This is a genomic window from Halanaerobium saccharolyticum (assembly GCF_003053565.1).
Classification (GTDB): Bacteria; Bacillota; Halanaerobiia; order Halanaerobiales; family Halanaerobiaceae; genus Halanaerobium; species Halanaerobium saccharolyticum_B.
Genome location: NZ_QAXS01000022.1, coordinates 1 through 15,066, shown reverse-complemented (window position 1 = coordinate 15,066; position 15,066 = coordinate 1). Strand labels below are relative to the sequence as shown.

The following is a 15,066-nucleotide window of genomic DNA, read 5'->3' as shown; positions in this document are numbered from 1 at the left end:
ATATATTTTTTAAAAGAGGGGTTATTATGTTTTATAAAGCTAATATTGATAAATCTAATAATATAAGAGAATATGAAGAAACTTTTATCAAATTAATTCCTAAAATATCATTATTGGGGCAAATAGATTTAAATGAAAATCAAATAAATAATATTAGTGAGATTATGAAAGATAAAATAAAAATTTTAAATACAAATCCTTCTTATCTTAAACGAAAAGCTCCTATTACTACTGCACTCTTTTTGTTATATACCGGAATTAAAGATTATCAAGAGGGCAACTTCTGGGGACCTGTATATAAGGAACTTGAATTAGAAGAGGACAATACACGGTTGCATGAAAAACTAGGAGAAGTATTTTATTATACCCTTGAAAAATATAATTTAATTAAATTTGACCCAGGTAGAAATAAATATGTCAATCAAATACTGGCCCATGCTTTAATAGTTAATAATTATTTACAGGAGTATTTTGAGGAGTTTTTATATAAAGAATGTGGAGATTTCCTGGATTTTTCTTTCACTATAGAAGATGTAGAAAAAAGAATTGTTAATATTCGTAAGGATCATAAAGGACATAAAAATTTATGTGAAAATATCTCTACTCTTAAAAATAAAACAAAAAATCTCAGAGCAAAAATTAATGATTATCAGCTTGCTTTAGAGAATCATCAACAATTAATAAAAATAAATAAACTTATTAAAAATAGAAATAATATAACAGAAATTGATCAATTATTGGAATTACCATCTGATTTTTTAGAACAAAAAACTAACAACCTTACTGCTGTCGAAGGTGAAATGAGTAATTATGAAGCTAAAATAATGGAAATTGAATCAATAAAGGAAAAGAGTAATGAATTACTTAAATTACAGAAAGAAGAGCAGCAAAAAATTAAAAATCTAAAAAATAAAAAAGAAAAAATACAGGCTAAAATAAGAGAAGAAAGTAGTGGAATATTTGATCAAGAATTAGATTTAACAGTTGTCAAGGTAATAAAAAATATTAATTTTGATGAACTTACAATAAAACTGTCTAAGTATAAGAAGTATAATAATTTTAAAATTGATGCTGAGACTCTTAAAAATATTTTCAGTAAAATTATCTTTTGGTTTAAAAATCAATATTTTATTTTAAAAGGCGAAAAGAAAAAAATAAAAAGTGATATCCAGGAAATACTTAAAGATTTACCGTTAAAAAATCATATGTATGATGAACTACCATCAGTATTTTTTCCTAAATTAAAGTCAATAAATGATTTAATATTAAAAAAAGAAAATATAGAAAATGAAATAAAAAAATCAAAAGAAACTAATTCAACTTATCAAGAGGAATTAAAAGAGAAGCTTTCTTTTTTAGAGTCAGAAATAAAAATGAATTATTCTTTTATTAAATCAGAAATAGATAAAAAAACAAAAATTATAGAAGAAGAGATTTCAGCGTTAACCTATCGAAAACGTTCACTGTTAGAAGAAATTAAAAATTATAAAATGAAATTAAATATTATTTCAGGAGATAAAGGTATTGAAATCGGGAAGAGTATTTTAGAAGAAGAAAGAAAACAGCGAAAGAAGTTGAATAAATTAAAAAAAGAATTAGATTATCAAGAACATAAATTAAATAATTTGCTAGATATTGTTAGTTCTAAAAATAAAAGCGAAATAAAAAATTTATTAATTCATTTAAAATCTAATTATAAAAGCAAAAAGAAAAAATTGAAAACTGATCAAAAAAAATTAGAAGCCTATCCTGAGCGACTATATTCTTTAATTGAACCCAGCCGTATTTTTCTTTTTCAAGCTGAAGATATAGCTGTAGATTTTGTATATAAATCTTTAATCACCTTAGAAAAAGAAAAAGATAATAAAAGCCCTTCAGTTCTGACAAATAGAATTAACGAAAGATTAAAAAAATGGTGGAATGACTTTGATAAAGCAAACCTCCCAAATAGTGATAATGGAATTTATAATAAGAATCCATATTTAGAATATATCAGCGAAATAAATGAATTATTAATTTTAGTACCAGAGCAAATAATAGAATATCCCCAATCTAATAAAATAAAACAGCCAATTTTAGTTATCAAAGATAAAGATAATGAAGTTATTAAAAAAATAAAACTTGATTTACGGGTTCATAAAAAAGATTTATTGAAAACTGAATCTAAAAGTATAAACTTTCCTCAGAATCAGAAAATGATTTCTTTAGAAATTATTTTTAAGGAAGAAGTGATATTAGAAACTGAATTTGAACGAGAAAACTTTTATTTTTTACAATCAAATAGAGTACTCTCGTTAAATCCTTTGGCTTATCAGGAATTAGGTTTAATTTTAAAAAATAACTTTAAAATTGAGCCTCAAAATATTGTTATGCAGAAAGAAGACTTATCTGGTAATTTTTCAGAATATTCCTATTATCAATTATATATGGATGATATTGAAATTTTAAATATACTAAATGAAAATGGTTTAGTTATTGAAACCTTTAAGAAGACCAACTATTTAGAGCCTCAATTAATAGCAGGAGAGATCAGCAGCAATTTAAAAAGCAAAAATAAAAAAGTATATTTAGAAAAAGCACCAATTTTATTGTTTACTATTAAAGAATTAACAAACTTAAGACTATGGCAGCTAAGGATATCAATAAATAAAGGTAAAAAAATTGTTAATATTAATTTAAGAGAATTAGAAAATCAGATTAAAATTAAAAATAAGATGGTATATATTTATTTAAATAATTTCTTCAATTACAAATATGGCTTATATGAAATAAGATTAAGAAAAAGAAGTTCAAAGCACAGTATGATAAAAAATATTGATTTTTCTTTTTTAGTTCTTCCTAAATTCATTATTAAATATGATAAAGATGTTTATCCTCCAGTTATTAACGGAGAAGATTATGCTGAGGTAAAATTAAAGTTACCTGAGAATTGTTATTTTGATTATGAAGATGGAGAAGTAGTCAGCAAAAATCAGCTGCTAAAAATACAATTTAATCCTGGAATTAAATTATTGAATGGTTATTTTATTTCTGAAATCAAAAATAATGAATTTAAAGTTTCCTTATCCCTGATTATTCCTATTATTAAATGGGAAATAAAGAGTCCACAATTAAATTTAACAGATCAAAGCAGAGTTAAAGAAATTTGGCATGAGGATCTATATAATCAGGAAGAAGCTCAACTTGTTATTAATAATATTGATAGATTTGACTTTGATAATGCAGATTTGATTTTAAATAATGATCAACAAAAAATTAGATCTAAAAAATTAGGAAATAAACTCATCTTTGATTTAATGAGATTAGCTGATGATATAAAAAATAGCAATAATTCAGTACAGGAGATATCTTTAAAAACAGGAAATGATAATGTTTATAATTTATTAAAGATTAGAACAAAATGGGAAATAATAAATCCTTCTGTAAATTATAAAAAAGAGAAAAATATAGTTAAATTAGAATGGCAGCAGTTGGGAAGAGATTATGGTAAAAATATAATATTGTGGAATAAGAAGAGCAAAGCAAAGATTTTTTCTGAAGAAAGCAATAACAATAATGAATTAATAGTCAATTTAAAAGAAAAAATACTTCCCAATCAATACCGGCTTCAATTTAAAGAAAAAGATACCTGGAATTCAGGAAAGGCTAAATATCCAGCAGATAATACCTTGAATGTTTTTGATTTAACTATTGGAAATAAAAAGGATTTTATTGCAGTTATTAAAGATAAAGGACTTGTTATAACCAAAGTAGAAGACGAAAATGGAGATAAATTTCCTTTAAACTATGATTATAAAATAACAGAAATTAGAGATGCTTCTAAATTAGAATTTGAAAATGAGGAAAGATATGAGGGGAATTTAATAATTTGTAATAAAAAAGAAAACAATTTACAGCCTGAAAAATTAGAATATAACCCTGTAAGTTTTTATTATAAATTCGAAAATTCTGTATTATCTCTTTTTGTTGATCGAGAAAAAGATGGTTTTACTTATTGTAAAAAATGCCAAAAATTATTTTGGGATACTATTGATAAAAATCATTTTGAATATAAGCACAGCAAATATCATATATTAGCTGTTAGATACTATGTTGACTATAATAAAATTAGTGAGGAGTTGAAATAAATGAGTCTTGATCCTATAAAAAGCACTAACGAAATAGTAGGTAAATATATTGATTATTTAGCAACTACTTTTTCTCTAAAAGATTCAGAACTACAAACACAGTTGATAGATGAATTTAATAAGAGCAATAAATTTAGTAAGGGACCAATTTTAGAAGCAACACCACCTTTTATAAAAGGATGCTCAATAAGAGATTTAATAAAAGAAAATATTTTGTCTGAAGAATTTTATGATTTGAAAGTGGAAGAATTACCACTTGATAGGGCTTTATATTTACATCAGGAGCAAGCAGTTAGAAAAATTATTGATCAAGATAGAAATGTTATTGTAGCAACAGGAACTGGTAGTGGAAAAACTGAAACTTTTTTAATTCCAATCTTAAATAGTTTATTTAAAGAAAAAGAAAATAACACCTTAAATCCTGGAGTCAGGTCTTTATTGCTTTACCCGATGAATGCTTTAGCAAATGATCAATTAAAAAGATTGAGGGATTTATTAAAAAATTATCCTCAGACTACTTTTGGCAGTTATACAGGTGAAACAGAAGAAAAATACGAAAAAGCTAGAGAACGCTATCATAAAATGTATAAAGATGCTCCCTTACTTGAAAATGAATTAATTTCTAGAGAGCAGATGAAGAAAACACCCCCTAATATCCTCATAACTAATTATGCAATGCTAGAGTACTTAATGCTGCGGCCAAAAGACCATACATTTTTTGATGGTAAGCATTCTAAAAGCTGGCAGTATATTGTGCTTGATGAAGCACATACTTACACTGGAGCAAAAGCAATTGAAATGTCTATGTTACTTAGACGTTTAAAGGCTAGAGTTTCAAACCCAAAGACTAAAATTAAATGTATTGCTACCAGTGCTACTATCGGTAGTAGTGAAAATGATTTTAACGAGGTAGCTAATTTTGGTCAAAAATTATTTAATGAGCCTTTTGAGTATAAAGAAGATGAGCCTAAGCAGCAAGATGTTATCAAAGCAAGCAGAAAAAATGTTGAAATTAGTGAGATGAACAACTCCTGGGGCGGTATAGATCCATCTATTTATTTAAAATGGGAAAATATAATTGAAAGTGAAAGTGATAATGAAATAATTTTTGATAAAATTACTAAAATTGCAGAAAAAAGCAATATTCCACAACGTTTTATTGACACTGCAGTTGATTCTTCTGATGAGAAATGGCAAAGATATCTGTATTTTATTTTAAAAAGTGATAAAAATTTAATCCACTTACAGCAATTATTAGAAGAAAAAGCACAATATTTTGTAAAAACAGCGTCAATTATTTTTCCTGAGACAAAGAAATCTAATGATTATTTGACAGCATTAGTTTATTTAGCAAATAAGGCAAAATCTATGGAAGAATCGGTTTCTTTATTACCTGCTAGATATCATTTATTTATTAGAGCAGTTGAAGGAGCATATATAACTTTTCTTCCTGAAAAGCAGTTGTTTTTGGAAAGAAAAGAAAAACATAGATATCAAGATCAGGAGTTTCCTGTATTTGAAATTGGTAGTTGTAGACAGTGTAATGCTCTCTATTTAATTGGAAATATGGATACTATAAATAATGAAAATTATTTAAGCCAACCCAGCCAGAAATATTATAAAGATAACAACAGTTTATCATATTATTTAGTTGTTGATGATCAAGCTTTTAAAACTATAGATAATGAAGATGAAATTAAAGCAATAAATAAAAATAAAAATTATGAAGAAGAATATTTACTTTGTCCAAAGTGTGGTAATATAAGGGCTAATGGAAGTTTGTTTTCTGGTTGTGATTGTAATCTTAATCCAATTAAAGTTATAAAAGCTGCTGCTAAAAAAGGAAAAGTTCATAAATGTTCAGCATGTAGATCAGTTAGAAGTATCGGCTCTATAGTCTGGAGATTTCTTTTAGGAGGAGATGCAGTTACAAGTGTATTAACAACTTCTCTCTACCAACAGTTAGCTTCTGAATTAAAAATAGAACAAAAAGAGGTAAATGAAAACAAAGTTGGCTGGGGATCTAAAACCAATGAAACTGAAGCCAGAAAGAAAATACAATCTAATAACAACAAAAGCCAATTATTAGTTTTTTCAGATAGCAGACAGGAGGCAGCATTTTTCCCTACTTATCTTGAGAGTACTTATCAGCAGATTGTTAGAAGACAATTAATTCTAAGAACTATCCAAAAAAATAAAGAAAAAGTTTTAACTAATAAATGGAGAGTTAAAGACTTGGTAAATGGATTAAAAATTTATTTAAATCGAAAACAAATTTATCCAGCGAAAAGTCTTCAAGAGATTGAGGATTTAGCCTGGAAATGGATATTATATGAATTTTTAGTTTTAGATAGAAAAAATAGTCTAGAAGCACTCGGGTTATTGGGTTTTTCTCTACAAAAACCTTCATCTTTTTCTGCAGGACCACTGAAGAAATATGGTTTAAATGAATATGAAGCCTGGGAACTTTTTCAAATTTTATTACACAGTTTTAGAAAATATGGAGCAATACTATTTCCTGATAATATTTCTCCAGAAGATTCTTTTTTTGAACCCCGTAATAGAGAATATTATTTTAAAAAACAATCTTCAGAATATAATATTTATAGCTGGCTCCCTACCCGCAAGGGGATATTAAACTCAAGATTAGATTTCTTACAGCGTTTATCAGAAAAGGGATTAGACAATAAATTATCAAGAAAAGAATGTTTGGATATTTTGAGGCAAATTTGGGATTCAGGTTTAAATATTGATAGTGAATCAAGCATGTTTAATGATTATTTTTCCACTATTCATAGCCAAAATCTAGGTCAAATGTACCGTTTGAAACTGGATTATTGGCAGCTAAAACCTGCAATTGTTGATTCTTCAATTGATTGGTTTTATTGTCCTACCTGTAATCGAATTACTCTTCATAATGTTAAGGGCACCTGTCCAACTTATCAATGTTCTGGTCGATTAGAAAAATGCAGTCCAGAAAAATTATATAAAAATAATCATTACCGGAATTTATATTTAGATAAGCTGCCAGTTAAAATGAAAAGTAAAGAGCATACAGCTCAGTTAACAACTGAGGCTGCAGCAGATATACAAAGTCAATTTAATGATGGAGATGTAAATGTTTTAAGCTGTTCTACTACATTTGAATTAGGAGTAGATGTTGGGGAATTAGAATCAGTTTTTATGCGAAATGTTCCTCCAACACCAGCAAATTATATCCAACGTGCAGGCCGGGCTGGAAGAAGGACTGATTCTACAGCGTTTTCTCTGACTTTTGCTCGTAGAAGATCACATGATTTAACTTATTTTCAAAATCCTTTAGATATTATTAGCGGGAATATTGAGCCTCCACATTTTAAAATTAAAAATGATAAAATAATTAGAAGACATATTTATGCTGCAGCCTTAGCTAATTTTTGGAGAAAGTCTCCTGAATATTTTGGTGCTGTAGAAGATTTCTTTTTTTCTAATGGCATTGATAAATTCTACAGATATTTAAAAGAAAAACCGATTGAATTGAAAATAATATTAGAAAAAATTATGCCTGATGCTTCAGAGATTAATTTAGATAATTGGAAATGGATCAATAAATTAATAGGCGAAAAAGGAGTTATGAATTTAGCTCGTTTAGAATTAGAAAATAATATTGAACAGTTAGAAAAGGTTCAAGCTAATTTAGTAGAGCAAAAGAAGTTTGGTAAAGCAAATGTTATCAATAGAGTTATTAGAACTTTAAAAACTAAATATTTGATAAATTATATGTCACAAAACAATATAATTCCTAAGTATGGTTTTCCAGTTGATGTAGTTGAACTAAAAATTGCTCATCATGGAGATCAGGCTAAAAACCTAGAGTTAACTAGAGATCTTAAAATAGCTCTATCAGAATATGCTCCAGGCAGTCAAGTAGTTGCTGGGGGGAAGTTATGGACAAGTCGTTATTTAAAAACTTTACCAAATAAAGATTTAATTAGACGTAAATATGCAATATGTGAACATTGTGGTCATTATCAGAGTGAAATAGCAGAAACTGAAAATGAATTAGATAGATGTCAAGCCTGTGGTGAAAAAATAGGGAAAATGAAGGGTACTTATATCACGCCTGAACTTGGATTTATATCTGATAAACCCGAAGAACCCAAATTGAGTAGACCAGAGAAAACTTATACAAGCAGACAATATTTTACTGGAGAATATAATCAAGATTCTGAGTTAATAAAAGAGTATAATTTTAATGGAATTGAGGCACAGCTCATTTCAGCTAAAAGAGGAAAATTAGCAGTAATTAATCATGCCGGATTTAATAAATTTTCAGTTTGTCAAAATTGTGGTTATACCGAAATTAATACTAATAAATCTATTAGCAAACATAAAACACCCTGGGGACAAGATTGTACAGGTAAAAGAAGAGTTTTTTCTTTAGGATATGAATATAATACTGATATTTTTCAATTGAAATTTAAAAACTCATATTTTGGTCAGGAAAAAGATGGATATTGGGAATCAGTTTTATATGGAATGTTGGAAGGTATTAGTCAAGCTCTAGGTATTGAAAGAAGAGATATTGATGGTTGCTTATATCCTTATACTGGAGATCCTTTAAATCCTGCTTTAGTTTTCTATGATACTGTTCCAGGAGGTGCCGGACATGTAGAAAGAATTATTAAAAAGAATAATTTTGAAAAAGTATTAAAGAAAACCAGAGAAATAGTAAGCAGATGTAAATGCGGTGGGGATGAAGGAGATACTAGTTGTTATGGTTGTTTAAGGAATTATAGTAATGAATACTGTCACGATATTTTAAAGAGAAAATATGTCATAGAATTTATTGATAATTTGAAGTTGATAGATTAAATTAAAAGTCAAAAAATTAATCAGCAGAAAAATAGCATATATGCTGCGCCGCAGAGCTCTGTTCCTGGCTGCTGGCTGCGATTTCCTCAGCGAATTCTCTTATTTCATCACCTAGCAGGCGAAAAAACTAGTGATTTATGATGAGTAAAGATCGGGCAGCAGTTGAGCAGCGCAGGACAAAAGAGACTGAAATTATTGCCAGTGTAAATCTGGTTAAAAAGAATACTTTTATAAAAAGTATTAGGTCTGGAAATTTTCAGGTTCTGGGATTTTATTTTTTTATAAATGTTCTTTTTTAAGACTTTGTGTTATAATACTGTAAAAACAGTTGGGTTAATTTTTAATCCCGATAAAATTGGAAAGGAAGGCGAAAACTATTATAAATAAAATTAAATTTGAGACTAAAATAATAAGTGACTTTGATAATTTTCTGGATAAAATTAATAAAGAAAAAATTAAAATCAGCAAAACTCAGGAATTTATTAATGGGGGCACATTACTGGAGTTAAATGAACTGATGGAGACAGATCAGCTTTCTGAATGTCATAATAGAATTCCTCAATATAAATATTTACTTTTAAATTTCTTTTATTATCTTGCACTTGCCGGTAAAGTTTTAAAAATTGATTACAGCCGCAGCACTAAGTACCTAATTAAGGGTAAAAACTTTGATGCTTATAAACAATTATCAGAAGCAGAAAAATATTTATTTCTACTGGAAACATTCTGGCTTGACTGTGATCTTGAAAAAATGCAGACTCCTAAAAATGATAATAATATTGAAATTAATCTAGAAAGATATTTAAATAAGTTAATGGCTAATGAAGATTTAAATGTCAATGATCAGCTTAAATTTTATCTGGGAGCTTTTCTCAAATATTTAAATTATTTGGCGCTTTGGCGGATAGATTTTATGAAACTCAGGTTAACTGAAGCTGGAAAATCAATAATTCCAATCCTGATAAATAATTGGTCCTTTAGAGATTATAATTTGCCTTTTTTAAGGAAGATGGGTTATGAATTTGGAATTTATGGTGCCAGAATGGCCTATCAAAATCCATTTTGGATCGATTTTGCTGATATTTTTCCAGAAATTAGCGGTACTATTTCAAGAGCTGCAGGTAAAAAGGTGCAAGGTAATTATATTTTTAAAATTAAGCTGGGGAAAGTCTGGCGCAAGGTGAAAATTGCTGCTTCCGCTGCGCTTGCCGATTTACATCAGGCAATTCAAACTGCTTTTGATTTTGATGATGATCATCTTTATTCATTTTTTATGTCAAATAAGCCCTGGGATGGTCCGGGATATGGTCGAATCGAAGAGGGTACAGGGTTTAATGCAGTAGAAAAAAAGCTTTCTGAGTTGGGACTGGAAGTAGGTCAGGAATTTTTGTACATTTTTGATTATGGAACAGAATGGAGATTTAAAATTAAAACTGAATCTTATCTGGATGAAGTAGAACTGGAGCAGGCGGAGATTATTGCTTCCAAAGGTGAAAATCCTGTGCAGTATCCTTTTTAAGGGGAAAATTTACAATTCTGTAATAATAGAGTGATATAATTTAATTTGGATTGTCAACCCTTTTTAAAACAATTTTTTATCGAACATTAAATATCTATATTCAATAGGTGTTAGATAATCTAACGACCCATGAATTCTGTGGTTATTATACCAGTTAACATAGTCAAATAGCTCATATTCCAGTTCTTCAAAGCTGTTGAAGATTCTATCATAAGCGAATTCAGTCTTAACTACTTTAAAGGCTGCTTCTGCCACTGCATTATCATAAGGACAACCTTTATTGCTTAAGGAACGCTCAATATCGAAGCTGTCTAAAATATCACCTTACATTATAACATAGGTTAGATTACTGACAACAACATCATAGTTGAAGCTCTGGATAAAGAACTGCTTGCTGAAAATACTGCCTTTGATAAAGAAATTCTGCAAAAAGTATTACCCAGGATCCAGGGTAGTTCAGCCATCATTAAAGAAATACTGCTGGAACTATTTGATTTCTTTAGTGGAAGCAGCTTTAGTCAAGAAAACGGCCAGCTGTCTGCAGGAGTCTGGAACTATTATCAGGCAAATCAGGAAAGCTTTAAGTATCCGGAGTCAGCAGAAAAAACAGCATATATGCTGCGGCGCTTTGAAGAAGATGGTTTTACTTCTTACTGGTTGTAAAAAATATATTTGTTCTTCTCATAGCACAACTGCCGAGGAAAAAAATTAAATTTCAAAGTGTTTAATGCTTTGAAGTAATTTTCTGGACATTGCAGCTAAACTGCGGGTTGATTCTGTTATTTCATGGGTGGCAGAGCTCTGTTCCTGGCTGCTGGCTGCGATTTCTTCAGCAGAACTGGCGGTTTTTTCGCTAACCTCAGCAATATCTTTAATTGAAAGCTGCACTTCCTCACTGTTCTGACTCATATTGAGGGCGGCCTCAGAAATTTCATTAATTAATTTTTTCAATTCAACAGCTGCTCTATCAATTTCTGCAAATGAATTTTCACTGTTCTGGATAGCCTGCACGCTATTTTCTACAGCTTCTCTGGTAGCATTCATATTTTCGACTGTATGTTTAACACCACCCTGAATGTCAGTAATTAATTTAGAAATTTCCTCTGTAGCCTGGGAACTTTCCTCAGCTAAATTTCTTATTTCATCAGCAACTACTGAAAAACCTCTTCCAGCCTCTCCGGCTCTGGCAGCTTCGATAGCTGCATTTAAAGCAAGCAGATTAGTCTGGGAAGAAATACTGCTGATTAATTGGATTATATCTCCAATCTTATCTGAAGATTTTCCCAGTTCACTGACTGTGTTTTCAACCCGATGGGATTTTTCTCTAACATTTTTTATTTCTTTAATTGAATTCTTAATTGAGTTATTTCCGTTTTCAATGTTATTTATCACAATTCTGGACTGCTGTTCCATATTAACACTCTTATTATCTATATTTTTTATTTCCTGGCTGAGTTCTATTATATTAGCTTTAGTTTCATCTACCTGAGCTGACTGTTCTTCCATTGCTGCTGCCATCTCATGGGTGGAATTTCCAACCTCTCTGGCTGAAGTTGATATTTCTTCACTATTATCTTGGAGTTCATGACTGGCTGCTGATAATTGTTTTGAGACATGAGAAATACTGCGGACAATTTTATCAAGACTGCTAATTAAGTTTTCGATTGAACGAGAGAGGATGCCAATCTCATCAGTTCTATTTAGATATTTTTCTTTAACTGTTAGATTTAATTTACCATCTGATGTTTTTTTGATAACCTCAACTAAATTAATAATTGGTGCTGTAATTTCTCTGCTGATTATGTAAATTACTATTAAGGCAAAAATAAAGGCGGCCAGGCCAATGTAAGAGGTGTATTGTTTAAAGATTTGAAGCTCAGAGAGTATAGCTGATTCTGCTGCAGTTAGTGCCAGGGACCACTTAGTTGTGTTTATTCTGGCAGCAGTAATTATGTTATTTTGATTATTAAGCTTGAAACTGCCTGTGTATCTATCATTTTCTCTGATTAGATCTAAAACTTTTTTTAATTCTGAGCTGGAGTTTTGATAATAATCCTGGGCTCTAATTAGTTCTCTTTCTGGATGAGCTAAAAGTTCTGACTTCTGATTTAAAATCATGCCATAACCGCTGCCGTTTAAATTTAAATCGGTTATTAGATTCTGGATATCACTTAATTTAAGCATTCCCACTAAAAATCCCTGTAACTTATCATAGTCATCTGTAATTGGAGCTGCAACTGCAAAAACACTTTCTTCAGTAAAGAAATCAACATAAATTTTTGAAAAAACACTTTTTTGCTGCTCCAGAGCCTGTTTAAAATATTCCTTTTCAGAAATATCACCAAAACTACCTGAAGTGGCTTTAAATCTACCATTCTCTTCAACTAACATTATATCCATAAAATTTGTTTTTTCCTGAGTTCTTCGTAAAATAAGCTGGGCAGAATTCCAGTTTAACCCCTGAACACTGTTGATATTGGTCAGTGTTTCTAAAAGATTGATTTCGTGTTAACAATAGCAAAAAAATTGAAGATTTCAGTCTAATAGTTGATCCTGATAATAGTATGGCTATTCTGGATGAAGTAGAACTGGAGCAGGCGGAGATTATTGATTCCAAAGGTGAAAATTTTGTTCAGTATCCTTTTTAGGGGGAAAACTGATTGGAAAAATTATTAAAATATATAATCCTGTGGAACTTTAAACTGTTTGTTTAAAACCTCTTTTTGAAAAGAAGTTTTGGCCATTTCAAATAATTCAAGCTGTGATTCATAATTATTACCATCATCAATCTTTTTGTATTCCCCGTTACTCTGGAGCAGATGTGCTTTTTGACTGTCATTTAAAACTGTTTTAAGCACATTAATTACCTTTTCTTTTTTCTCTGGGTCTTCAATCGGAAAAGAAATTTCTACCCGGCGGTCAAGATTTCTAGGGCGCCAGTCAGCACTTGATAAAAATACAAGTGGCTGATTGTTATTATAAAAATAAAAAATTCGGCTGTGTTCGAGCAGTTTACCAATTATACTTCTCACAGTAATATTTTCACTAACACCTTTTATTCCAGGAACAAGACAGCAGATGCCTCTGACAATAAGCTCAATTTTTACACCGGCCTGAGATGCTTGATATAGTTTTTTTATTATTTTACTGTCCACAAGGGAATTCATTTTGGCAATAATCTTTGCTTCCAAACTATTTTTAGCATTATTAATTTCACCCTCAATTAATTTAAGAAAATCATCTCGTAAATCAAGAGGTGCAACAGAGAGAAGCTTCCACTCAGGTGGTTTAGAATAACCTGTCAGCAGATTAAAAAGTCCTGCAATATCACTGGCAAAATTGTCTTTAGAGGTCATTAGTGCCATATCTGTATATAATTCAGCTGTTTTATCATTGTAATTACCTGAACTCATATGAACATAACGTTTGATACCTTCTTTTTCCGCTCTGACAATTAAAAGAGCTTTGGCATGTACTTTTAAACCCTTGATTCCATAAATAACATGACAGCCGGCCTCTTCAAGTTTCTTGGCCCAGGCAATATTCTGTTCTTCATCAAATCTGGCTTTTAACTCTACCAGGACAGTTACCTGTTTACCATTTTCAGCAGCTGTTGTTAGATGTTTAATCAGGGGAGAATTACCACTTACCCGATATAAGCTCTGTTTGATAGCAAGCACTTTTGGATCTACCGCAGCTTTTTTTACAATTTCAATTACAGGATCAAAACTTTCAAAAGGGTGGTGTAGAATAACATCTTCTTCTTTTAATAATTCAAATATATCATCAGCGTTATAAATTTTAGGATTGGGCTGAGGTATGATTTTTTTAAACTTCAAGTGCTCATGATTGTCAAGTTTTGAAGCAAAGTCCATAAAAGAACCAGGGTTGACAGGTCCATTGACTTTATAGATGTCATCTTGCTCAAGATTTAGTTTATCTTTAAGAAAATTTAAAATATAATTATTATAATTTGAGTTGATTTCAAGCCTTACAACAAATCCCCAGCGTCTTCTTTTGACATATCTTTTCATTTCTGAGAGAAGATTTTTGCTTTCTTCATCAAGAATTACTTCTGCATTTCTTGTAATGCGAAAGGTATCAACTGCTACAATCTGATTACCACTAAATAGCTGGTCAAGGTTCGCCTTAATAATATCTTCTAGATAAATAAAGACATTTTTCTTGCCTGAAGAAGGTAACTTTATGAACCTCTGTAGATTTGATGGGACTTCAACAACTGAAAATATCTGTTTTTCTTTAATATTGGAAAAGACGTTTTCATCTTCATTTTTTTGCAGGAGTATACCCAGGTTTAAACTCTTATTTGAAATTAGTGGAAAAGGATGGCTGGGATCAATTGCTACAGGAGTTAAGACAGGCAAAATAATTTCATTAAAGTATTTTTTTGCATATTCTTTTTCTTTATTCTTTAGTTCATTATATTTTTTGAAATAAACTTTTTCAGTTTGGCTCTTTGACAAATGTTGTGAAATCTAAATAGCACCGTTTGAATCAAGTTATCTCTTTAATTTTTTGAATTGCTCTTAAATACTTAGCAATGAT

The 15,066-nt window shown here is 29.8% G+C and carries 5 protein-coding genes and 1 pseudogene; 3 read left to right on the top strand and 3 right to left on the bottom strand.

Annotated elements, in window-relative coordinates; translation table 11 throughout:
• Positions 1 to 26 precede the first annotated feature (26 nt).
• From C8C76_RS09315 to C8C76_RS09300, 3 genes are all read left to right on the top strand, one after another.
• Positions 27 to 4,127 carry a hypothetical protein gene (locus C8C76_RS09315; protein ID WP_108141000.1) on the top strand — a complete coding sequence of 1,367 codons (4,101 nt, stop codon included), beginning with the start codon at positions 27 to 29 and terminating at the stop codon, positions 4,125 to 4,127.
• A complete protein-coding gene (locus tag C8C76_RS09310) occupies positions 4,128 to 8,981 on the top strand; it encodes a DEAD/DEAH box helicase (RefSeq protein WP_108140998.1) in 4,854 nt (1,617 codons plus the stop codon). It abuts the gene before it with no gap.
• 517 nt (positions 8,982 to 9,498) lie between these two features.
• Positions 9,499 to 10,500, top strand: a complete 1,002-nt coding sequence (locus C8C76_RS09300; protein ID WP_143422718.1) for a plasmid pRiA4b ORF-3 family protein — start codon at positions 9,499 to 9,501, stop codon at positions 10,498 to 10,500.
• A gap of 63 nt (positions 10,501 to 10,563) precedes the next feature.
• Here C8C76_RS09300 and C8C76_RS09295 read toward each other — a convergent pair.
• The 3 genes and pseudogenes from C8C76_RS09295 to ppk1 form a co-directional block, all read right to left on the bottom strand.
• Positions 10,564 to 10,821: pseudogene (locus C8C76_RS09295) on the bottom strand (transposase); the annotation flags it as partial.
• 387 nt (positions 10,822 to 11,208) lie between these two features.
• Positions 11,209 to 12,984 (bottom strand): methyl-accepting chemotaxis protein, encoded by a 1,776-nt coding sequence (locus C8C76_RS09285; RefSeq protein WP_258222466.1) that lies wholly within the window; start codon positions 12,982 to 12,984, stop codon positions 11,209 to 11,211.
• A gap of 188 nt (positions 12,985 to 13,172) precedes the next feature.
• Positions 13,173 to 14,984, bottom strand: a complete 1,812-nt coding sequence (gene ppk1, locus C8C76_RS09280; protein WP_181248184.1) for a polyphosphate kinase 1 — start codon at positions 14,982 to 14,984, stop codon at positions 13,173 to 13,175.
• Between the last annotated feature and the right edge of the window lie 82 nt (positions 14,985 to 15,066).